Here is a 21760-nt window from a genome sequence, read left to right as displayed (position 1 = left end):
ATCACTTATTTACCGTCGTGAGCATGCTCATCTTCGCGGCAATCGCCTTCGGCGCAGTGACCGTAAAGATAGAGGCTATGGTTGGTTAAACGAATACCATGTTTAGCCGCAATCTCACGCTGGCGCGCCTCGATGGAATCATCGCTGAACTCGACCACTTTGCCGCAGTCGAGGCAGATGAGGTGATCGTGATGATGCTGTTGAGTCAGTTCGAAGACGGATTTACCACCTTCAAAATTATGGCGGGTCACGATACCGGCATCATCAAACTGGTTCAGCACGCGATACACGGTCGCCAGACCAATTTCTTCACCCATATCGATCAGACGTTTGTATAAGTCTTCCGCACTGACGTGATGGTTATCCGGTTCCTGAAGAACTTCCAGAATTTTTAAACGAGGAAGCGTTACTTTCAGGCCAGCCTTCTTTAATGCGGTATTGTTGTCAGTCATGCGGAATCTGTCCTGTAGCTAAACGATTCACTTCATTAACAGAAGTGACAGAAATTGCACTTGAGATAATGCGATTCATTATAGAACTGCCATGGCTAAATGAAAACTGCAAGTCTCTGGCATATATTGTTAATCAAAACGTGGTATCGCCGACAAACACACTGTGCAATACCCGATTGGCATCCGGCCATTGTACAGGGTCAGACGAAAAAGTTACAAATTTGTAGCAATTATTTTGATTGGTTTTATCTATTGATGTGGCGCAGATGGAAATCTGCGCCACACAAAATCAGGCATTGATGATTTCGTCGAGGTGCAGCTCCTCAGAGATCTGCTTAACCCATTTTTCTACGCGTTCGGCGGTCAATTCAGGCTGGCGATCTTCATCAATGGCCAGACCCACAAAGTGGTCGTCGTCAGCCAGGCCTTTGGACGCTTCAAAGTGATAACCCGCCGTTGGCCAGTGACCAACGATGGTTGCGCCGCGTGGTTCGATGATGTCGCGAATTGTACCCAACGCATCGCAGAAATATTCTGCGTAATCTTCCTGGTCGCCGCAGCCGAACAATGCAACCAGCTTGCCGTTAAAATCAATGTCTTCGAGGGTAGGGAAGAAATCGTCCCAGTCACACTGCGCTTCACCGTAGTACCAGGTTGGAATGCCGAGCAGCAAAATGTCATACCCTTCGAGGTCTTCTTTGCTGCTTTTTGCAATGTCATGTACATCGGCAACGTCTTTACCAAGCTGTTTTTGAATCATTTTTGCGATGTTTTCGGTGTTACCGGTGTCGCTGCCGAAAAAGATGCCAGTGATTGCCATGAGTAAAATAACCTCTTGAAACTTATTGAAATGGTGGTGGCGCATTGCCCACGGATAAGGGCAATCATAGCAGAACAGTCAGGCATGCGGAAACAGCAAACACGCAGGACTGCACTCTGTGCTACACGATTTATGATTTAGAGCAGAAATTCAGACTAAGCCTGACCGCGCAATGCGCTGAGTTGGTTCATCAGCATCTCTTCGATGAGTTCACTGCGACTCATGTTGCGCGCCTCGGCCAGCTCGTTCAGAGCGTCAACAGCATCAGCGTTCAGTTTCAGTTCGACACGCTTAAGCCCGCGAACTTTATCGCGTTTAAGCTGATTACGTTTGTTAATACGTAACTGTTCATCACGCGAGAGCGGATTAGTTTTGGGTCGTCCCGGGCGACGCTCCTGCGCGAACAGATCTAATGTCGTACGGTCCGTTTGTTCTTTGGCCATGATCTTGGTGACTTCGGGGAAACAATCAGCCAGGCGTCTGCCCGGATGGATAGCCCGCCATAATACATCAGCAGGGGAGACACGCCAACGCCCACGCGCGTAATCACGCGCAGACGCTGAGTTTTTAATCAGTTAGCCTGCTCGCTCAGATAACGACGGATGGCGCGCAGTACCGCCTCCGGTTTTTCCGCATGCACCCAATGGCCCGCGCCTGCAATAACGTGCGCCCGAGCCTGCGGGAATTGCGCCAGCAGTTGTTCGCGATACGCTTCGGTTACATAAGGTGAGTTGCCACCGGGGATAAACAGCGCCGGGTGTTCCCACGCCGGGATGGTCTCCCAGCCGACAATATGAGGATATTGCTCCCACAGCACGGGAACATTAAAGCGCCATTCGCCGTCGACGAAGGATTTGAGCAGAAACTGGATCACGCCTTCCTCTTGCAGATGCTGGCGCATGACGCTCGCCGCCTGCTGACGCGAAGAGGACTGCGCGTCAGTTACTGCGTTAATGGCAGCAAAAATCTCATCGTGACGGCGAACATGATAGTCAACGGGGGCAATGTCGATGGCTACCAACCGTTCGACACGTTCCGGGGCCAGCGCGGTTAACGCCATGACGGCTTTACCCCCCATTGAGTGACCAATAAAGATCGCTTTTTCGATCTGTTGATCGTCCAGCGTATCCAGCAGGTCTTGCGCCATGGCCGGATAATTCATCACAGGTGAACGCGGGGAGAGGCCATGATTTCGCATATCAACCTGGATGATATCGTGATCGGCCACCAGATCGCGCGCCAGGATCCCCAGGTTATCCAGACTGCCAAACAGGCCGTGCACCAGGACGATGGGAGAATTATTGTGCAGGTTTTGCGCAGATTGCGCTCGGATATTCAATTTCATGGCAAAGTTCTTTTTTTCACACTCACGGGTTAGGGTATCATGTTGACCATTCTGCCACATGGCTGCAACAACTACGGTTACTCTGAGTTTTGCCAGCCACCAGGCTTGACGCTATCCGCTGTTGGGATTTGCCTTTACACTACGCGTGTTGACCCCAACAACTTGTATTCAGCTAAACACTGCACTGGATTAAGATGAAAACGATTGAAGTTGATGATGAACTCTATAGCTATATTGCCAGCCACACCAAGCATATCGGCGAGAGCGCATCCGACATTTTACGGCGTATGTTGAAGTTTTCCGCCGCATCACAGCCTGTCACTCCGGTAGTAAAAGAAGTCCGCGCTGTGCAAGCTGTCGTGGAAGCGAAGCCGGTTAACCCCGTAAAAGATAAAGTGCGCGCGATGCGTGAACTGCTGCTGTCCGACGAATATGCGGAGCAGAAGAAAGCAGTAAATCGCTTTATGCTGGTGCTGTCTACACTCTATTCACTGGATCAAAACGCGTTCGCCGAAGCAACGGAATCGTTGCATGGTCGTACGCGCGTTTATTTTGCAGCAGATGAACAGACGCTGCTGAAAAATGGTAATCAAACCAAACCGAAACACGTGCCAGGCACGCCGTACTGGGTGATCACCAATACCAATACCGGCCGTAAATGCAGCATGGTTGAGCACATCATGCAGTCAATGCAATTCCCTGCGGAATTGATTGAAAAGGTTTGCGGAACAATTTAATCCTTGCATTAGAAGGACCAGGCAATGGCAATCCACAACCGTGCAGGTCAACCTGCGCAACAGAGTGATTTGATTAACGTCGCCCAACTGACGGCACAGTACTATGTACTGAAACCAACGGCAGGGAACGCTGAGCACGCCGTCAAGTTCGGTACGTCCGGACATCGCGGCAGTGCAGGTCGTCATAGTTTTAACGAGCCGCATATTCTGGCTATCGCTCAGGCGATTGCTGAAGAACGTGCGAAAAACGGGATCACTGGCCCGTGCTATGTGGGCAAGGATACCCACGCGCTGTCTGAACCGGCTTTTATCTCTGTCCTGGAAGTGCTGGCAGCGAACGGCGTGGACGTCATCGTGCAGGAAAATAACGGCTTTACGCCAACCCCTGCCGTGTCGAATGCTATCCTGGTCCATAACAAAAAAGGCGGCCCGCTGGCTGACGGCATTGTGATCACGCCATCCCACAACCCGCCGGAAGATGGTGGCATTAAATACAACCCGCCAAACGGTGGTCCGGCAGATACTAACGTTACCAAAGTGGTGGAAGACAGGGCTAACGCTCTGCTGGCTGACGGTCTGCAAGGCGTGAAGCGTATGTCGCTGGATGCTGCGCTGGCATCTGGTCATGTAAAAGAGCAGGACCTGGTTCAGCCGTTTGTTGAAGGACTGGCCGACATCGTCGACATGGCGGCGATCCAGAAAGCGGGCCTGACGCTGGGCGTCGATCCGCTTGGCGGTTCCGGTATCGAATACTGGAAGCGTATTGCCAAGCACTACAACCTGAACCTGACTATCGTTAACGATCACGTTGATCAGACTTTCCGCTTTATGCATCTCGACAAAGATGGCGCAATCCGTATGGACTGCTCCTCCGAGTGCGCGATGGCGGGACTGTTGGCGCTGCGTGACAAGTTCGATCTGGCCTTTGCCAACGATCCGGACTATGACCGTCACGGTATCGTCACCCCGGCGGGTCTGATGAACCCGAACCACTACCTGGCGGTGGCGATTAACTACCTGTTCCAGCATCGTCCGCAGTGGGGCAAAGACGTTGCCGTTGGTAAGACGCTGGTCTCTTCGGCGATGATTGACCGCGTAGTGAATGATTTAGGGCGTAAACTGGTCGAAGTTCCGGTTGGTTTTAAGTGGTTCGTTGACGGTCTGTTTGACGGCAGCTTTGGCTTTGGTGGTGAAGAGAGCGCGGGCGCTTCTTTCCTGCGCTTTGATGGTACACCGTGGTCAACCGACAAAGACGGCATCATCATGTGCCTGCTGGCGGCAGAAATTACCGCAGTGACCGGTAAGAATCCGCAAGAGCACTACAACGAACTGGCAGCCCGCTTCGGCGCGCCAAGCTACAACCGACTTCAGGCAAGCGCGACCTCCGCGCAGAAAGCGGCGCTGTCTAAGCTGTCTCCGGAAATGGTGAGTGCCAGCACGCTGGCGGGCGACCCGATCACGGCACGTCTGACGGCGGCACCGGGTAACGGTGCTTCTATCGGCGGTCTGAAGGTGATGACTGACAACGGCTGGTTTGCTGCGCGTCCGTCAGGTACTGAAGACGCCTATAAAATCTACTGCGAGAGCTTCCTTGGTGAAGAACATCGCAAGCAGATCGAAAAAGAAGCCGTTGAGATTGTCAGCGAAGTGCTGAAAAACGCGTAAGTCTTGTTTGTACTGACGCGTTTTGTAGGCCCGGTAAGCGTTAGCGCTACCGGGCTTTTTTATGCCAGGATTTAACTATGCTTATTTTTCAGTTCAAAACGCGGTGATACCAGGCCATACAGCGTCCAGCCGAGGAAGGTCACGATAGAACCATAAAGCATTGCTTCTTCGCCAGAGGAGTAGAGCGCATAGAAGCTGTACAATGCGCCAACAAACGCCACGAAGTTCGCCGGTTTCGCTTTTGACGACGGAACATTCGCCATTTTTTGAATAATTACCAGCGCGGCCATCGACAGAATATACGGAATGATGTTCGTCACCACCGCCAGGTTGACCAGCACGTTGAACTGACTGTTCAGTGACGGGCTGATAGTCATCAGTGATAAACCACTCTGGATGATCACGATAGCCAGCATCCCCTGAACCGGCGCGTCTACTTTAGTCACGCGGGAGAAGATTTTAGGGAAGTAACCCCCATCAGCCGACGATTTGAATACCTGAGCGATAGTGAACTGCCAGCCCAGCAGTGAACCGCAGCAGGACATCACCATCAGCGCCATGATCACCTTACCGACTTCCGGGGTGAACATTTGTGCGAAGGCTAAACCGAACGGTGCTGTAGAGTTAGCCAGATCCATATTCGGCACAATCCCGGCTATCACGTTGGTGGAGATGATGTAAATCACCGCCGCGCCCAGCGTACCGCCCAATACGGCGATGGGCACGTTGCGTTCCGGGTTGTCTACCACTTCAGCGTTGGCGCAGGCCGATTCCAGACCCAGAAAAGCCCACAAGGTCATCGCAATGGAAGAGCCGACAGCCGTGAAGAACGGGACGTGGTGTGGATTCCAGGAGTTAGCGTACAGCGTCGGACTGAACCAGAACCAGCCGATGATACACAGACCGACAACCGGAATAATGACGCCCCAAACGGTGATGCTGCTGATCTGCCCGGTAATGCGCGCCCCGCCAAAGTTAGCCACGGTACAGATCCACAGTACACCAATGGTTGCCAGGCCAATCTGCACCGGTGTCAGTGTGGCGCCAAACAGCTCGGTACCGTAGCCAACGGCGGAGATGGCGATAGCCACGTTGGCGATTAACAGCGAAACGCCATAAGTGTAGTTCGCCATAAAGTTACCGGATTTGCCAAAGGCGTATTCAGCGTAACCCCCCATACCACCGGATTTACGGCTGAACATACCGCATTTTGCGAAGGCCCAGGCCAGCGCCATTGAACCGACAGCAGTCACCAGCCACGAGATGATCGAGATAGTACCGACTTCCGCAAGCTTGGTGGGCAACATGATGATTCCGGATCCCATCATATTAACCATGGTCAGGATAGTGAGCTGGACGACGCCCATTTTGTTGGATTTGGCTTTGCTCATAACATTTCCCCTTTCAACAGAGCGTGTTGCGCGCTTTGTTGCTTAATCACGTAGCACCACACCTGTTTACGACCGTCGTGTTCTTCGATGTAGACACCCTGGAGTTCAGGCGCAAAACCCGGTAGCAAATTGATTCCTTCTTCCAGTGCGCTGAAGTAACGTAATACTGAACCGCCCCAGATTTCACCCGGAACCACACACAGTACGCCCGGAGGATAAGGCAGCGCGCCTTCTGCCGCGATGCGACCTTCAGCGTCCGGCAGACGCACCAGTTCAACTTCACCACGCAGATATGCATAATTGGCATCCTGGGGATTCATGCTGACGCGCGGGAAATGTGCCTTACGGAACATCTCTTTCTGGAGCTGCTTCACGTTGTGACGCGCATACAAATCGTGCATCTCCTGGCACAGTTGGCGCAGGGTGTAACCGGCGTAACGGGCTTCATGCTGCTTGTAGATCGAAGGCAGAACCTCGGCTAGCGGGGCATCGGCTTCCAGCAGTTTTTCGAAACGTACCAGCAGGGCGACAAGCTGCTGCAACTTCGCTATATCTTCTGCGGGGGTCAGCAGGAACAGGATGGAGTTGAGGTCGCATTTTTCGGGCACCACACCATTTTCGCGCAGGAAGTTAGCCAGAATGGTAGCCGGAACGCCGAAGGTATCGTATTCGCCGTTACGCGCATTAATACCCGGAGTGGTGAGCAGCAATTTGCATGGATCCACAAAGTACTGGTGTTCGGCATACCCTTCAAAGGCATGCCAGTGTTCACCGGGAACAAAATGGAAGAAACGCAGGTCGCTGGCGATTTCAGCGGTGGGATAAGCCTGCCACGGTTTACCCTCTACTATCTCCGGCACGAACGGGCGGATATGGTGGCAGTTTTCCAGGATCAACTTACGAGTATCAATTCCGTTGACGACGCAGTCCATCCACATGTTGCGCCCGCTGACGCCTTCATGCATTTTGGCGTTGATGTCCAGTGCGGCAAAGAGCGGATAGAACGGGCTGGTGGAGGCGTGCATCATGAACGCGTTATTCATTCGTTTATGAGGCACGTAGCGAGACTGGCCTTTAATATGGCTGTCTTTTTTGTGGATCTGCGAAGTCTGAGAGAAGCCTGCCTGTTGTTTGTGCACTGACTGGGTGACCAGAATGCCGGGGTCATTTTCGTTAAGATCCAGCAACAGCGGAGAGCAATCGGCCATCATCGGAATAAACTGCTCATAGCCAACCCACGCGGAGTCAAACAGGATGTAGTCGCACAGATGACCGATCTTATCCACCACCTGACGTGCGTTATAGATTGTGCCGTCGTAGGTACCTAACTGAATCACGGCCAGACGGAATGGACGCTCATCTTTCGAACGTTGTGGCGCAACTTCACTCACCTGTTCACGTAGATAGCCTTCTTCAAAGCAGTGCGCGTCGATCCCGCCGATAAAGCCGTACGGGTTACGCGCGGTTTCCAGATATACCGGCGTTGCCCCGGCCTGCAATAACGCGCCGTGGTGGTTTGACTTGTGGTTGTTGCGGTCGAATAACACCAGATCGCCTGGGGTGAGCAATGCGTTAAGCACCACTTTGTTCGATGAGGAGGTCCCGTTCAGTACAAAGTAGGTCTTATCCGCGTTGAAAACTTTAGCTGCGTGCTGTTGTGCGATGCAGGGAGCGCCTTCGTGAATCAGCAGATCACCCATTGCGACATCGGCATTACACAAATCGGAGCGGAAAAGTGTTTCGCCGAAATATTCGACAAACTGATTACCCGCAGGATGGCGACGGAAAAACTCGCCCCCCTGATGACCAGGACAATCAAAGGCGCTGTTACCCTGATTGACATAGTCGACAAGCGCACGGAAGAACGGCGGACGTAACTGCGTTTCATAATGGCTGGCGGCGGTTTCTAACTGCCGGCCATAAAAGGCGGTACGGGCTTCATTACATTCGAATACACCTGAGATCCGCGGCAGATGTTCAGATGGAACACGTTCTTCATTTTCGGTGGCGATAAAAACAGGAATCCCATAGCCGGTGGCGTCAATTTCATCGAGTTTTCCTCGTTCAATATCATTGATGGATAACACGATAGCAGCAACATCAATAAAATTACTTTCATCGATATTTACGCAAGAACGCTGCGTAGAAAAACAATCAGGACAGGAACGGCTTACGGCAATTTTTAATTCTGACATTTTCATCTCTTTATTTTTAGGTAATAGCAGGTCCTCAATTTCTCAAATGAGAAATTGATAACTCCGGAAAAAAAAGCAAAGTCATACCGCTGATAAATAAATCAGTAAATTGCTTTTTTGAAGATGCAATAAACCCTAACCGGTCCGGTCACAGGTAATACAGGGTTATGCAGGGAGAGCACTGCGGATACAGGCGTTAGCCTGCGATACAGAGAGTCAGGAAGACCTGTATACTTGAGTGCCCTTAGTCGGAAGACTAACGGGCATTAAAGAAATGAAAGTCGAAACTGTTGCGGTGGGCAAACATCATAATATGCGTTGTTCGCCTTATATGTGGCATTGTACGGCTATTATTTTCCATTTTAGTTACCTTTACTGGATAAGTGGAAGGTGCGGGTATTTTATCCAGGAAATGGCTATGAACTGTGAAGAAGATCAATAAAAAACGATCGTTTATAAAATATTTAGTCGCCATTTATGCATAGTACGAGACAAGATGCTGTTTTGTTGTTTATATGTTATTTATTTGTATTTTATTATTTTTTTACAATATTCTACTGGCTGCATAATAAGTATTATGCAGTGGAATGAGTAATGAAAAATATATTTATTAATTAATCAGAAAAAATGAATAAGAATTCACGGCATAAACCGATAGCCAATTCCGGTTTCGGTCAGAAAATGACGCGGACGGGCCGGGTCCAGTTCCAGCTTCTGGCGCAGGTGTCCCATATAAATACGTAGATAGTGACTATGTTCGACGGCGTTTGGTCCCCAAACCTGATTTAACAACTGGCGTTGCGTCAGTACCTTCCCGGCATTATTTAGCAGAACCGCTAACAGACGAAACTCAATCGGCGTCAAATGAATTTCCTCGTCACCACGGTGAACGAGGCGCGCGGCAATATCCACTTTGACGTTGGAAAAATGTACCACCGGTTCGGGAGACGCACCGCTGGCGTGGCGACGCAATGCCACGCGCAATCTCGCCTGTAGCTCGCCAATACCAAAGGGTTTACTGAGATAGTCATCGGCACCGGCATCCAGCGCAGCAATTTTATCGCTTTCCTCACTGCGGGCTGAAAGCACAATCACCGGAATCGCGCTCCATTGTCGCAGGTCGCGAATAAAATCAATGCCGTCGCCGTCCGGCAGGCCGAGATCGAGAATGATGAGATCGGGTTTTCGCGTGGCGGCTTCCAACAGACCACGTTGCAGCGTTTCCGCTTCATATACACGCAGGCCATCGGCTTCCAGCGCGGTGCGCAGAAAGCGGCGAATGGCATGTTCATCTTCAACAATCAGTACGTTCGTCACATATCCTCATGAAAATCTTCAAGTTCAGGGGGGATTTCCTGGGGCAGTGTAACACGAAAACAGGCTCCTCCCTGCGCGCGATTGTGGACCGAAATAGTACCGCCGTGCACGTCCACAATAGCCTGACAAATTGCCAGCCCCAGCCCAACGCCGGGCACCGATGACTCTTTGTTTCCCCGGGAAAATTTGTCAAAAACGCGCTGTTCCATACCCGACGGAATACCCGGCCCATTATCCCAGACGTCCAGTTGCAGATGTGCGCCATCGACGCTGGCATCAATACCGATTTGCGCCTGTGGACCCGCGTATTTGACGGCGTTTTCCAACAGGTTAATCAGCACCCGTTCAAAGAGCGGACCATCGACGTGAATCAGTGTTAACGGTTCAGGTAACGACAAATTAATCGGGGCAGAGAGACCGGGCTCCAGCATCTGCAGGGCGCTGCCGACCACCTCTTCCAGCGTTAACCACTCCTTCTTAAGATTAAAGCCGCCAGACTGAATTCGCGCCATATCCAGCAGGTTATTAACCAGTCGGGTAGTATTCAGAACGTGCTGGCGAATCTCACTGGCCTGGCGCGCGTGCGGCGATCCCTCGCTGGCCAGATCCAGCGTTAAGATTTCCGCCTGACCGAACAACACCGTCAACGGCGTGCGCAAATCGTGGGACAGAGCAGCGAGCAGGGCGTTGCGAATGCTTTCGCGCTCGCTGGCAAACCGCGCCTGCTCTTCGCTGGCGGTCAGCGTCAGGCGCTCCAGCGCACTGGCTACCAGTAGAGTGAAGGTTTCCAGCAGGCGTTGCTGTTCGGGGATCATAAGCTGGCGTAAATTTCCCGGTTCGACTACCAGCAGCCCATGCGTTTTATCGGCGCTTTTTAACGGTAAAATCTGATATGGCACGCCCGGTAACGTGTCGGTGCCTGCACCGGCCGGTTGCCCTTTGTCAAAGCTCCATTGGGCAATGGCGTCATCCCACGGCGTCATGCCCTGTTGATGGGTGAGCGGGGCTAGCTTGCCGTTCTCACCGGGTAGTAAAACCTGGCTGCGGGCCTGAAACGTTGAAGCGATAAACTGTTCACTGGTGGCGGCGATATCCATCTGACTCCGACCGACGGCCAGCGCTTTCGACATCTCATACAAATGACGCGTACGCTGTTCACGATAACGCGCAACCCGCGCCTGATAACGCACCCCGGCGGTCAGATTACCAATAACCAGCCCTACCGTTAGCATTACGGCAAAGGTGAGCAGGTACTGAACGTCTGAAACGGCCAGCGTCCCGCGTGGGGCAATAAAGAAGAGATCGAAGCTGGCGACGTTAATAAAGGTTGCCAGCACTGATGGCCAGCGTCCGTAAAAGAGTGCGATAACAACCACACCCAATAAATAGATCATCACCAGGTTGGCGGCGTCAAAGGCCATTAGCCACTGCATGGCGATTAGCGTAATGATGGCGCACAGCGCAACGGCAACCACACAACCCTGAATTTGTACCCGCCATTTATCCTTAAAGGTGCGACTATCAGCCGTTTGCAGCACAGGGCGTGAAGGGGGCTCATCGAGCGCAACAATCATCAGGTCGAGATCCGGTGCGCGATGAGCGAGTTTGTCGGCAAAGGAATCGCTACGCCACCAGCGACGCGTAGTCGGACGCCCGAGCACAATTTTTCCCAGATTATGCTCACGGGCATAGTGGATGACCGCTTTGTCTTCGGCGGGGTCGGAAAGGGTAGCTGTTTCTGCGCCTAACTCCTGAGCCAGCCGCAGAGCGCTTAAAATTGCGCGGCGTTGTTTTTCGGGCAGTCGGTGCAGCGCTGGCGTTTCGACATACACCGCATGCCAGACGCTGCCGAGACGCGCCGCCAGACGTGCGGCGGCGCGTACCAGTTTTTCGCTGCCGGTATTGTGCCCAATGCACAGTAAAATAGCGTCGCGGGTATGCCAGACTTTCTCCTCTCCCGGACGTCCTCGCCAGGCGCGCATCTGATCGTCTACCCGATCAGCCGTGCGGCGCAGGGCCAGTTCACGTAGCGCGATCAGATTACCTTTGCGAAAGAAATGCTCGATGGCTCTTTCTGCCTGACCGGCGATATAAACCTTGCCTTCGTTCAGGCGCTGGCGCAAATCGTCGGGGGGGAGATCGACCAGCACCACATCGTCGGCGGCATCGAAAAAAGGGTCGGGTACGGTTTCACGAACCTGAATGCCGGTAACGCCGCTGACCACGTCATTGAGACTTTCCAGATGCTGCACGTTAACGGTAGTAAAGACATCAATCCCGGCTTCCAGCAGCTCTTCAATGTCCTGCCAGCGCTTAGGATGCCGTGAGCCTTGCGCATTACTGTGCGCCAGTTCATCCATCAAAATGAGCGCTGGACGGCGGGCCAGCGCAGCGTCGAGATCGAACTCATTGATGTGGCGGCCATGGCGCGCTTGTCGCTTTAGCGGCAAGATGCTGAGGCCGTCCAACAGCGCGGCGGTCTCTTTGCGTCCATGGGTTTCCACCACGCCAATCAGCACATCTAACCCTTGCGCCCGCAGTCGCTGGGCCTCTGCCAGCATGGCCCAGGTTTTGCCGACGCCAGCACAGGCACCGAAGAAAATTTTCAGTTTTCCCCGATGCGGGGCCGTGGTCTGCTCCAGCAGGCGATCGGGGTCGGGGCGTAAGGGTTCGTTATGCATGTCCTTTTTCTCAGTGCTTATCCAGCGCTAAATTAAGTTCCACCAGGTTCACCACCGGCTGACCGATAAAACTGACCAACGGCTTGTGCGTATATTGTGCAACCAACCGCGTAACCTCTTCAACGCTGAGGTTGCGAGCCTGCGCCACGCGGGGAATTTGCCAGGCCACCGCGGCTGGCGTCAGGTTGTTATCCAGCCCGCTGGAAGAAGCCGTTACCAGCTCTACCGGGACGGCAGGACTGGCCTGCGGGTTGGCGGCACGCAGTGCGGCAATCCGGCTTTGCAGCTGTTTATCCAGTTCCGGGTTGCTGGCTGCCATATTACTGCCGCCTGAAGCCATTGGATTATAGGGCATTTCAGCTGTGGCAGACGGACGCCCCTGAAAATAACCGGCAGCGGTAAAATGTTGCCCGATGAGCTCAGAGCCGCGAACAATCTGACCTTCGCTAAGAAGCGAACCGTTAGCCTGGTGGGGAAACCACCACTGCCCCAGCGCGGTCGTCAGCAACGGGTAAGCCCCGCCAGTGATAAGCATCAGGAAAATCAATGTTGATAATGCAGGACGTAATCCACTCATCTGAAACCTCACACCAGACCCAGCAGGGTCAGCAGTAAATCAATCGCTTTGATACCGATAAACGGCACAACCAAACCGCCCAAACCATAGATCCACAAATTGCGGCGCAACATCGCGGATGCGGACAAAGGTTTGTAGCTCACGCCTTTTAGCGCCAGTGGGATCAGAAAGACGATAACCAGCGCGTTAAAGATAACCGCGCTGAGGATCGCCGAGTCTGGCGAATGCAGTCCCATCACGTTCAGCGCATTGAGCTGCGGATAGGTGGCGGCGAAGGCGGCCGGGATAATAGCGAAATACTTCGCGACGTCGTTGGCAATACTGAAAGTGGTCAGCGAACCGCGCGTCATCAGCATTTGTTTACCAATGTGCACTACTTCAATCAGTTTGGTGGGGTTGGAGTCGAGATCCACCATGTTACCTGCTTCTTTCGCTGCCTGGGTTCCAGAGTTCATGGCGACCGCAACGTCGGCCTGCGCCAGGGCAGGTGCGTCATTGGTTCCGTCGCCGGTCATTGCCACCAGACGACCTTCCGCTTGATACTGACGAATCAGCGCCAGCTTGGCTTCCGGCGTGGCTTCAGCTAAGAAGTCATCCACTCCGGCCTCAGCGGCGATCGCGGCAGCGGTCAGGCGGTTATCGCCGGTGATCATCACCGTTTTAATCCCCATTTTGCGCAGTTGAGCAAAACGTTCTTTGATCCCGCCTTTCACAATATCTTTCAGCGCAATCACGCCCAGTACGTGGGAGCCTTCGGCAACCACCAGCGGCGTTGCGCCAAGGCGAGCGACGCTTTCGACCTTCTGCTCCACATCGGCGGGAAAGTGGCCGCCGTTGGCTTCAACGTGCCGACGAATGGCATCGACCGACCCTTTACGGATCATTCGGTTGTCGATGTTGATGCCGCTCATCCGGCTTTGGGCGGTAAACGGCACAAAGGTAGCGTGCAGAGATTGCACGTCGCGAATACGCAGATTAAAGCGCTGTTTTGCCAGGATCACGATGCTGCGGCCTTCCGGCGTTTCATCGGCCAGCGATGAAAGCTGTGCGGCGTCGGCCAGCGTTTTTTCGTCCACGCCGTGGGCGGGCAGAAAATCCGAAGCCTGACGGTTACCCAGCGTAATGGTGCCGGTTTTATCCAGCAGCAGTACGTCTACGTCACCTGCCGCCTCTACTGCACGTCCGCTGGTAGCGATGACATTCGCGCCCAGCATGCGGCTCATCCCGGCGACGCCAATCGCTGAGAGCAGTCCGCCTATCGTTGTAGGGATCAAACACACAAGCAAGGCAACCAGCACCGTGATGCTGACCGCACTACCACCCCAGGCGGAAAACGGCCATAGCGTGGCGGTCGCCAGCAAAAAGATAATGGTCAGGGCAATCAGCAGGATCGTCAGGGCGATTTCATTGGGCGTTTTACGCCGCTGCGCGCCTTCAACCATGGCGATCATCCGGTCGAGGAACGTTTCACCGGGGTTTACGCTGCATTCGATAACCAGCCAGTCGGAGAGGATGCGGGTCCCGCCGGTGACGGAGGCGAAATCGCCACCGGATTCACGAATCACAGGCGCGGATTCACCGGTAATGGCACTTTCATCTACTGATGCGCCACCTTCAATGACCTCGCCGTCACACGGGATAATATCGCCAGCTTCCACCAGCACGATATCCCCTTTCCGTAAATCATCGGCAGGAACGTGATCCATTGCCGCGCCGTATTTGGGTTCGCGAAGTTTGCGGGCGAAGGCGGTTTTTTTGACTCCCTTTAGGCTATTAGCCTGAGCTTTGCTGCGACCTTCTGCCAGCGCCTCAGCGAAGTTGGCGAACAGAACGGTAATCCACAGCCACAGACTTATCGCGCCGGTAAACCACGGGCTGCCCTGCATATGACCTGTTGCCATCGCCACCGTTAACAGGGTTGTTAACAAACTGCCCAGCCAGACGATGAACATCACCGGGTTACGCCACTGGGTATGTGGGCTTAATTTTTTCACGGCGTCCATCAGCGCCTGTGCGACCAGAGAGGGTTCGAACAGCGCCAGTTGCTTGCGACTCATAGTAATGTGCTCCGCATCACTCAGTGTAATGACAGGTATTCTGCGACCGGGCCAAGCGCCAGGGCAGGAACAAAGGTGAGAGCGCCAACCAGTAACACCGTACCGATTAACAACCCGACAAACAGCGCGCCGTGGGTAGGTAGCGTGCCTGGGCTTGCTGGCTGGATCTTTTTACTGACCAGCGACCCGGCAATAGCCATCACGGGGATGATCACGCCGAAGCGACCGAAGAACATGCACAGGGCCAGCAGGCAGTTCCAGAACGGGCTATTGGCGCTTAATCCGGCAAAGGCGCTACCGTTGTTGTTCGAGGCAGACGACACGGCATACAGGACTTCACTAAAGCCGTGAGGACCTGGATTAAGCATGGCGCTGCGCCCGGCATCGCTCATCATGGCGATCGCTGTACCGAGCAGGACCAGCGTAGGGGTGACCAGAATCGCCAGCGCGGTCATTTTCATTTCGCGCACGTCGATTTTCTTACCCAGATACTCCGGCGTACGGCCAATCATTAACCCGGCGATAAATACCGCCAGCAGCACGAACAGCAGCATGCCGTACAGACCTGAACCCACACCGCCGAAGACCACTTCACCAATCTGCATCAGCCACATAGGTACCATGCCGCCCAGTGCGGTAAAGGAGTCATGCATCGCATCGACAGCCCCGCAGGATGCTGCCGTGGTGACGACGGAAAAGAGACTCGTGGCCAGCACGCCAAAGCGGCTCTCCTTGCCCTCCATGTTGATATTGCTGTCGGCACCGAATGCCATCAGGTGCGGGTTGCCCTGAACTTCGGCCCACATCACGACGGCAACGCAGACCACAAAAATCAGTGACATGGCCCACAGTAAGGTCCGCCCCTGACGACGATCGCCCACCACATCCCCAAAGGCAAAACACAGCGCGGTGGGAATTAAGAAAATAGCCAGCATCTGTACCAGATTGGTCAGTGCGGTTGGGTTTTCAAACGGATGCGATGAGTTAGCGTTAAAGAACCCCCCTCCGTTAGTGCCGAGCATCTTAATCGCTTCCTGTGAGGCGACTGGCCCCATTGGCAGCAGCTGTTTCACCCCTTCAAGGGTGGTGATGGGCTGATAAGGCAATATGTTTTGCAACGTACCTTGCTGAATGAAGAACAGGGCAATGAGCAACGCAATAGGGACGAGGATCCACAGCGTAATGCGAACCAGATCGACCCAGGCGTTGCCCAGCGTGTTCATACTCTGGCGTGTGAAAGCGCGGGTCAGGGCAAAAATCACCGCAATTCCGGTCGCCGCAGACAGGAAATTCTGCACGGTCAACCCGGCCATCTGGCTGAAATAGCTTAAGGTGGTTTCGCCAGCATAGGATTGCCAGTTGGTATTAGTGACAAAACTCACCGCCGTGTTGAGCGCCAGATCCCACGAAAGCCCTGGCAGTTGTTGGGGATTTAACGGTAGCAGGTTTTGCGCCATCAGCATCGAAAACAGGACCAGCAGGCCCAGCGCATTGAGAGCAAGGATAGCCAGCAGATACTGCCGCCAGTTCATCTCCTGCTGCGAGATGCCCAGACCGCGCCAGAGTAAATGCTCCGCGCCAACCAGACCCGGCAGGGGCGTATTGTTGATCAGTCGAGCCAGCCCAAATCCCAACGGTCTGGCGATGACAAATAGCACCAGCAAGAAACTGGCAATGAGTAAAAATCCTTGGGCCGCCATCAGAACGCCTCCGCATTGATCAGGGCATAGACCAGGTAACCTAATAATAAAAAGACCAGCACAATGCCGGTTATCACGCCTGCACTCACAGTGCACCTCCAGTGGCATAAATGTGATAACCAGAGCGTAGGTTTTTGCTTGCAAAGATTTCGCAAAAATCAGCGGCTGGGGTGTAAAAAAAGTATAAAAATGGCAAAAACCATTATTTAACTAATGGTTAGTATTAATTTAACTTTTATGTAACTTAATTACGGTTTTAAGCTAAACGGAGCATCAATAGATAAAAATAAGTGGTCGGATGAGTAGCAAAATTACACACAAGGCGGTATTATTTTCATCAGTTAACCAAGTTTATTTTTCCGGTGCTATTCACCGAACAGATATATGGGAGAGGATTATGGACTTTTATAAAGAATATCCAGCACACATTGTTTTCTTGCGCCGTACCTTTGCCGTAGTGGCGGGCGTGCTGGCGCTACCGGTCATGCTGTTCTGGAAAGACCGCGCTCGTTTTTACAGCTACCTGCACCGCGTCTGGTCTAAAACCAGTGATAAACCGGTGTGGATGGAGCAGGCTGAAAAAGCCACCTGCGATTTCTACTAAGTTATCGTTCTTGCTCAAGAAAACCGCTCACAGTAATGTGGCGGTTTTTTTTATGCGCCGACGTCTACACTTGTCGGTGTAATAGATAACGAGTGGCAATGATTAATTTATATCCGGGAGTATTATGACCACCCATCTGGTCTGGTTTCGACGTGATTTACGTCTGCATGACAACCTCGCGCTGGCGGCGGCTTGTCGGGATCGTACTGCGCAGGTCATCGCGCTATATATCTCTACTCCTGAGCAGTGGAAGGCGCACGAAATGGCCCCACGTCAGGCGGCATTTGTGAGTGCGCAGTTGAATGCGTTGCAGACGGCGCTGGCGGAAAAAGGCATCCCGCTTCTGTTTGATGAAGTTGCAGATTTTGCGACCAGCGTGGAAACCGTCAAAAACGTCTGCGCACAGCATAGCGTCAGCCGATTGTTTTATAACTATCAATACGAAATAAACGAACGTCAGCGTGATGTCGCCGTTGAGAAGGTACTACCCCATGTGGTGTGTGAAGGGTTTGACGATAGCGTGATCTTGCCTCCGGGGGCGGTCATGACCGGCAATCACGAAATGTATAAAGTCTTTACACCGTTTAAAAATGCCTGGCTAAAGCGGATTAAAGAGGGTGTTCCAGAATGCGTTAGCGCGCCGAAGGTGAGAGAAAGCGGCGCTCTTGACGCTCCGTTAACATCAATAACGCTGAGCTATCCGCAGCAAGATTTTGATGCGCAGCGGTTTGTGGCAGAAGAAAAACTGGCTATCGCGCAATTACGCCAGTTTTGCCAGCAGGCCGCGCGCGAATATGAGCAACGGCGTGATTTCCCTGCGGTTGATGGTACCAGTCGATTATCCGCGAGCCTGGCGACAGGGGGATTGTCGCCGCGCCAGTGCCTGAATCGACTGCTCGCGGAGCAGCCGCAGGCGCTTGAAGGAGGGGAAGGCAGCGTCTGGCTGAACGAACTTATCTGGCGTGAATTTTATCGTCATCTGATGACTTACCATCCGGCGCTGTGTCGGCATCAACCGTTTATCCGTTGGACCGATCGCGTGCAATGGCAGAATAATCCTGCACATTTGCATGCCTGGCAAACAGGGAACACGGGATACCCGATTGTGGATGCGGCGATGCGTCAGCTCAACGCTACAGGCTGGATGCATAATCGATTACGCATGATTACGGCCAGTTTTTTAGTGAAAGATCTGCTGATCGACTGGCGTAAAGGCGAGCAATATTTTATGTCGCAACTGATCGATGGCGATCTGGCGGCCAATAACGGCGGCTGGCAGTGGGCGGCCTCAACCGGGACCGACGCCGCACCGTATTTCCGTATCTTTAACCCCACGACTCAGGGCGAAAAATTTGACCGCGACGGTGAGTTTATCCGCCAGTGGCTGCCGGAACTGCGCGTTGTGCCGGGTAAAGCCATTCATGATCCGTGGACATGGGCTGAAAAAGCGCAGGTTACGCTTAACTATCCTCGTCCGATTGTCGATCATAAACAAGCAAGACTGGCGACGCTGGCGGCCTATGAGGTGGCGCGCAAGGGATAAGTATGTGACGGATTTCTGCGTAATGCCTTCCAGCAGAATGAACATGTTGCAGTCGGGAGCTATTAGCGCTGAAACGTGCTCTCAGTACCGTGAATACCCTGCTGCATAAGTTTTCCCTCAGCAGTAAATTTCCGTCATCTTCATTCAGATGACGGAAATTAATGACAACGCCAACGACATCCACACCGCACGATGCGGTGTTTAAAACGTTTTTACATCATCCCGAAACTGCGCGGGATTTTCTCGACATTCACCTGCCAGCTGAACTGCGGACGCTTTGCGATTTGAATTCGCTGAAGCTGGAGTCAGAAAGCTTTATTGAAGCGGATTTACGTTCGCGCTACTCCGACGTGCTCTGGTCTTTGCACACTCGCGACGGCGACGGTTATGTCTATGTGGTTTTAGAGCATCAAAGTTCAGCCGAGCCGCATATGGCTTTTCGTCTGTTGCGTTATGCGATGGCGGCGATGCAGCGCCATCTGGACGCAGGGCATAAGGAACTGCCGCTGGTGATACCGATGCTGTTTTATCATGGCTGCCGAAGCCCCTATCCGTACTCGTTGTGCTGGCTGGATGCCTTTGCCGACTCCGTGGCGGCAAGACAACTTTATTCCAGCGCATTTCCGTTGGTGGACATAACGGTAGTACCCGATGATGAGATCATGGCTCACAGGCGAATGGCGCTGCTGGAATTAATGCAAAAACATATCCGTCGGCGGGATTTGATGGGGCTGGTAGAGCAACTGACCACGCTGCTACTTACTGGATGCGCTAATGACACGCAATTACAGGCGATGTTTAATTACATTCTACAATCTGGCGATGAATCTCGCTTTAATGAGTTTATGCAAGAGATGGCACAACGGATCCCCCAACACAAGGAGAGGCTGATGACTATTGCAGAGCGGTTACGGTTAGATGGATTACAGGAAGGTCTACAACAAGGGCTACAACAAGGAAAACAAGAAGCGGCATTACGTATAGCGCAAACCATGTTGGAACAGGGAATAGAACGCGAAATGGTAAAACTGGTGACCGGTGTTTCAGAAGCGGATTTGGCTGTAAACCATGCATAATCTCCAGAAAAACAGGCCCGAATCTTATTACATCATCGGGCCTGTAAACTCAGGACTCTACCGCCAGCGAACGATTTCTGAACTTCAGCGACTGGTACAGCCAAATCAGCAGTACCAGCACCACACAGGCCAGCGCGCCCCAGGTTATTTCGCTAAAGACATCAATATATGCATTGATGGAATAGTTGATAGCGCCCGCTGAGTCAAACGAACCTTGTGAGGTTTGATCGGCGATAACGCCGGCCAGGTAGTTGGCGATGGCCCCGGAAAGCAGCATGTAAATACCCGTTAATACGCCGGTCACTCCTGGGATCTCGATACGTGTAATCTGAGACATAGCCACCGGATCGATAAACAGCTCGGCAAAGCCCATGACCGCCAGCCCCAATACCATCAGCGGCATGGAAGAGTGACCGTAAGCCGCAGACCAGCGGGCGCTCAAGGTCAGAATACAGAATCCGGCGCTCATTAAACCGAGGCCAAGGGCAAATTTACCCCAGATACGTACGGTACGATTACCGCTAACGCTTTCTTTGACCACCCAGGCCAGCACGATACCGCACAGCATAACGGCAAAGGCGTTAACCGACTGGAACATCGCGGTAGGGACGGAATATCCCAGAATATCTCGGTTAACGAAGCGGTCGATATACAGGCTAATCGAACTGCCGCCCTGTTGAGCAAAGGCCCAGAACAACAGACTGAAGAAGGTCAATGTAACGATAAGCCCCAGCTCTTTGCGCTGTTTCTGGGTCTGCGCCTGGCGGTAAATCTTCGCCAGAACCGCCAGACCAATAACAGTAGCAACGATCAGTGCGTAAACGGACCACTCTTTCCAGAACAGAACGGTAATCAGCAGCGGTGCTGCAACCAGCAGAACTAACAACCAGGCCCAGTTTGGCAGCATATATTTTTTCGCACACAAGACGGCCTTGTTGACGCCGGTGGTATGGGCGAAATGGCGATTACCGCATACGAAAATCACCAGCCCCGCCAGCATGCCAATCGCCGCCAGCGCAAAGCCCATCGCCCAGCTGTACTCTTCCTGCACGTAGCCGCAGGCAATGGGCGCGATGATTGAACCAATATTACCGGCAGCGTAGAGCAGAGAGAATCCACCGTCACGGCGAGGGTCTTCAGGCTGATACAACTCGCCTAACAGGCAACTGATGTTGGATTTAAACAGACCGTAGCCACAGACAATAATCGCCAGCGACAAATAAAGGAACGCCGGGGCCATTTCGCTGGCGCCCAATACCAGATGCCCCACTGCCATTAAAAATGCGCCGATCATCACCGCCATTCGATTGCCGAGCACTTTATCGGCCAGGTATCCCCCAAGTATGGGCGTGACGTAGACCAGCGAGCAGTAGGCGCTGAACAGTTCATATGCGTGATTATCGTCGTACTTAAGCTGGTTAGTGAGATACAGGATCAGCAATGCACGCATGCCGTAAAAACTGAAGTATTCCCAAATTTGTAGCGCAACGACGTAATAAATCGCCCGTGGTTGAGATGCTTGTTTATTCATTCTTTTCTCGAAGTAAATGCCTCGCAACAGGCTGAACGTGCTGCGCGAGTGTGTTTCCTTAAAGTTTTA

General features: G+C 52.9%; 20 protein-coding genes. 5 read left to right on the top strand and 15 right to left on the bottom strand.

Translation table 11 applies throughout. The features are described 5' to 3' along the window. Positions 1-5 precede the first annotated feature (5 nt). The 5 genes from fur to ybfF all read right to left on the bottom strand — a co-directional run bounded on the left by fur (position 6) and on the right by ybfF (position 2617). Positions 6-452 carry a ferric iron uptake transcriptional regulator gene (gene fur / locus HV334_RS16955; protein ID WP_003022836.1) on the bottom strand — a complete coding sequence of 149 codons (447 nt, stop codon included), beginning with the start codon at positions 450-452 and terminating at the stop codon, positions 6-8. Then, a complete protein-coding gene (locus HV334_RS16950; RefSeq protein ID WP_049259739.1) occupies positions 445-531 on the bottom strand; it encodes a ryhB-regulated fur leader peptide in 87 nt (28 codons plus the stop codon). Before HV334_RS16950 ends, fur begins: the two co-directional genes overlap by 8 nt. A gap of 210 nt (positions 532-741) precedes the next feature. Then, complete coding sequence (gene fldA, locus HV334_RS16945) at positions 742-1272, bottom strand: flavodoxin FldA (RefSeq protein WP_003022839.1); 531 nt, start codon at positions 1270-1272, stop codon at positions 742-744. A 155-nt stretch (positions 1273-1427) separates the two neighbouring features. Then, the gene (gene ybfE, locus HV334_RS16940) at positions 1428-1715 is read right to left on the bottom strand and encodes a LexA regulated protein (protein ID WP_003022842.1); all 288 of its coding nucleotides are present in this window, start codon (positions 1713-1715) and stop codon (positions 1428-1430) included. 128 nt (positions 1716-1843) lie between these two features. Beyond that, a complete protein-coding gene (gene ybfF / locus HV334_RS16935) occupies positions 1844-2617 on the bottom strand; it encodes an esterase (protein ID WP_032947058.1) in 774 nt (257 codons plus the stop codon). A 194-nt stretch (positions 2618-2811) separates the two neighbouring features. Here ybfF and seqA point away from each other — a divergent pair, with 194 nt between their 5' ends. Together seqA and pgm are read left to right on the top strand one after the other, a co-directional pair. Continuing rightward, entirely contained in the window at positions 2812-3354 is a 543-nt protein-coding gene (seqA, locus tag HV334_RS16930; protein WP_016152261.1) for a replication initiation negative regulator SeqA, read from the top strand. Positions 3355-3378: 24 nt separating this feature from the next. Beyond that, the gene (gene pgm / locus HV334_RS16925; RefSeq protein WP_016152262.1) at positions 3379-5019 is read left to right on the top strand and encodes a phosphoglucomutase (alpha-D-glucose-1,6-bisphosphate-dependent); all 1641 of its coding nucleotides are present in this window, start codon (positions 3379-3381) and stop codon (positions 5017-5019) included. 71 nt (positions 5020-5090) lie between these two features. Here the strand turns inward: pgm and potE are convergent, their stop codons facing one another. The 9 genes from potE to kdpF all read right to left on the bottom strand — a co-directional run bounded on the left by potE (position 5091) and on the right by kdpF (position 17026). Then, the gene (gene potE / locus HV334_RS16920) at positions 5091-6410 is read right to left on the bottom strand and encodes a putrescine-ornithine antiporter (RefSeq protein WP_016155987.1); all 1320 of its coding nucleotides are present in this window, start codon (positions 6408-6410) and stop codon (positions 5091-5093) included. Next, on the bottom strand, positions 6407-8605 hold the full coding sequence (speF, locus tag HV334_RS16915; protein WP_181220671.1) for an ornithine decarboxylase SpeF: 2199 nt from the start codon (positions 8603-8605) through the stop codon (positions 6407-6409). Before speF ends, potE begins: the two co-directional genes overlap by 4 nt. Positions 8606-8861: 256 nt before the next feature. Next, positions 8862-8966: a leader peptide SpeFL gene (speFL, locus tag HV334_RS16910; protein ID WP_114149115.1), complete on the bottom strand. Its 105-nt coding sequence runs from the start codon at positions 8964-8966 to the stop codon at positions 8862-8864. A gap of 278 nt (positions 8967-9244) precedes the next feature. Beyond that, positions 9245-9922: a two-component system response regulator KdpE gene (gene kdpE / locus HV334_RS16905; RefSeq protein ID WP_016152265.1), complete on the bottom strand. Its 678-nt coding sequence runs from the start codon at positions 9920-9922 to the stop codon at positions 9245-9247. Next, positions 9919-12603 carry a two-component system sensor histidine kinase KdpD gene (gene kdpD / locus HV334_RS16900; RefSeq protein WP_181220670.1) on the bottom strand — a complete coding sequence of 895 codons (2685 nt, stop codon included), beginning with the start codon at positions 12601-12603 and terminating at the stop codon, positions 9919-9921. Before kdpD ends, kdpE begins: the two co-directional genes overlap by 4 nt. A gap of 10 nt (positions 12604-12613) precedes the next feature. Beyond that, on the bottom strand, positions 12614-13180 hold the full coding sequence (gene kdpC / locus HV334_RS16895) for a potassium-transporting ATPase subunit KdpC (RefSeq protein ID WP_181220669.1): 567 nt from the start codon (positions 13178-13180) through the stop codon (positions 12614-12616). Positions 13181-13188: 8 nt separating this feature from the next. Then, complete coding sequence (gene kdpB, locus HV334_RS16890; protein ID WP_016152268.1) at positions 13189-15237, bottom strand: potassium-transporting ATPase subunit KdpB; 2049 nt, start codon at positions 15235-15237, stop codon at positions 13189-13191. 20 nt (positions 15238-15257) lie between these two features. Beyond that, on the bottom strand, positions 15258-16937 hold the full coding sequence (kdpA, locus tag HV334_RS16885; protein ID WP_016152269.1) for a potassium-transporting ATPase subunit KdpA: 1680 nt from the start codon (positions 16935-16937) through the stop codon (positions 15258-15260). Beyond that, positions 16937-17026 carry a K(+)-transporting ATPase subunit F gene (kdpF, locus tag HV334_RS16880; RefSeq protein ID WP_001670793.1) on the bottom strand — a complete coding sequence of 30 codons (90 nt, stop codon included), beginning with the start codon at positions 17024-17026 and terminating at the stop codon, positions 16937-16939. Before kdpF ends, kdpA begins: the two co-directional genes overlap by 1 nt. A 308-nt stretch (positions 17027-17334) precedes the next feature. Between kdpF and HV334_RS16875 the strand changes: the two genes are divergently transcribed. The 3 genes from HV334_RS16875 (at position 17335) to HV334_RS16865 (ending at position 20160) form a co-directional block, all read left to right on the top strand. Then, positions 17335-17541: a YbfA family protein gene (locus tag HV334_RS16875; RefSeq protein WP_003022870.1), complete on the top strand. Its 207-nt coding sequence runs from the start codon at positions 17335-17337 to the stop codon at positions 17539-17541. A gap of 124 nt (positions 17542-17665) precedes the next feature. After that, the gene (gene phrB / locus HV334_RS16870; RefSeq protein WP_181220668.1) at positions 17666-19084 is read left to right on the top strand and encodes a deoxyribodipyrimidine photo-lyase; all 1419 of its coding nucleotides are present in this window, start codon (positions 17666-17668) and stop codon (positions 19082-19084) included. A gap of 161 nt (positions 19085-19245) precedes the next feature. Then, positions 19246-20160, top strand: a complete 915-nt coding sequence (locus HV334_RS16865; protein WP_181220667.1) for an Rpn family recombination-promoting nuclease/putative transposase — start codon at positions 19246-19248, stop codon at positions 20158-20160. Between the two features lie 49 nt (positions 20161-20209). Here the strand turns inward: HV334_RS16865 and dtpD are convergent, their stop codons facing one another. Beyond that, complete coding sequence (dtpD, locus tag HV334_RS16860) at positions 20210-21691, bottom strand: dipeptide permease DtpD (RefSeq protein WP_016155995.1); 1482 nt, start codon at positions 21689-21691, stop codon at positions 20210-20212. Positions 21692-21760 lie beyond the last annotated feature (69 nt).

It is taken from the genome of Citrobacter sp. RHBSTW-00944 (genome assembly GCF_013615435.1).
In the GTDB taxonomy this organism is placed as follows: Bacteria; Pseudomonadota; Gammaproteobacteria; order Enterobacterales; family Enterobacteriaceae; genus Citrobacter; species Citrobacter braakii.
This window is presented reverse-complemented; position numbering and strand designations above follow the sequence as displayed.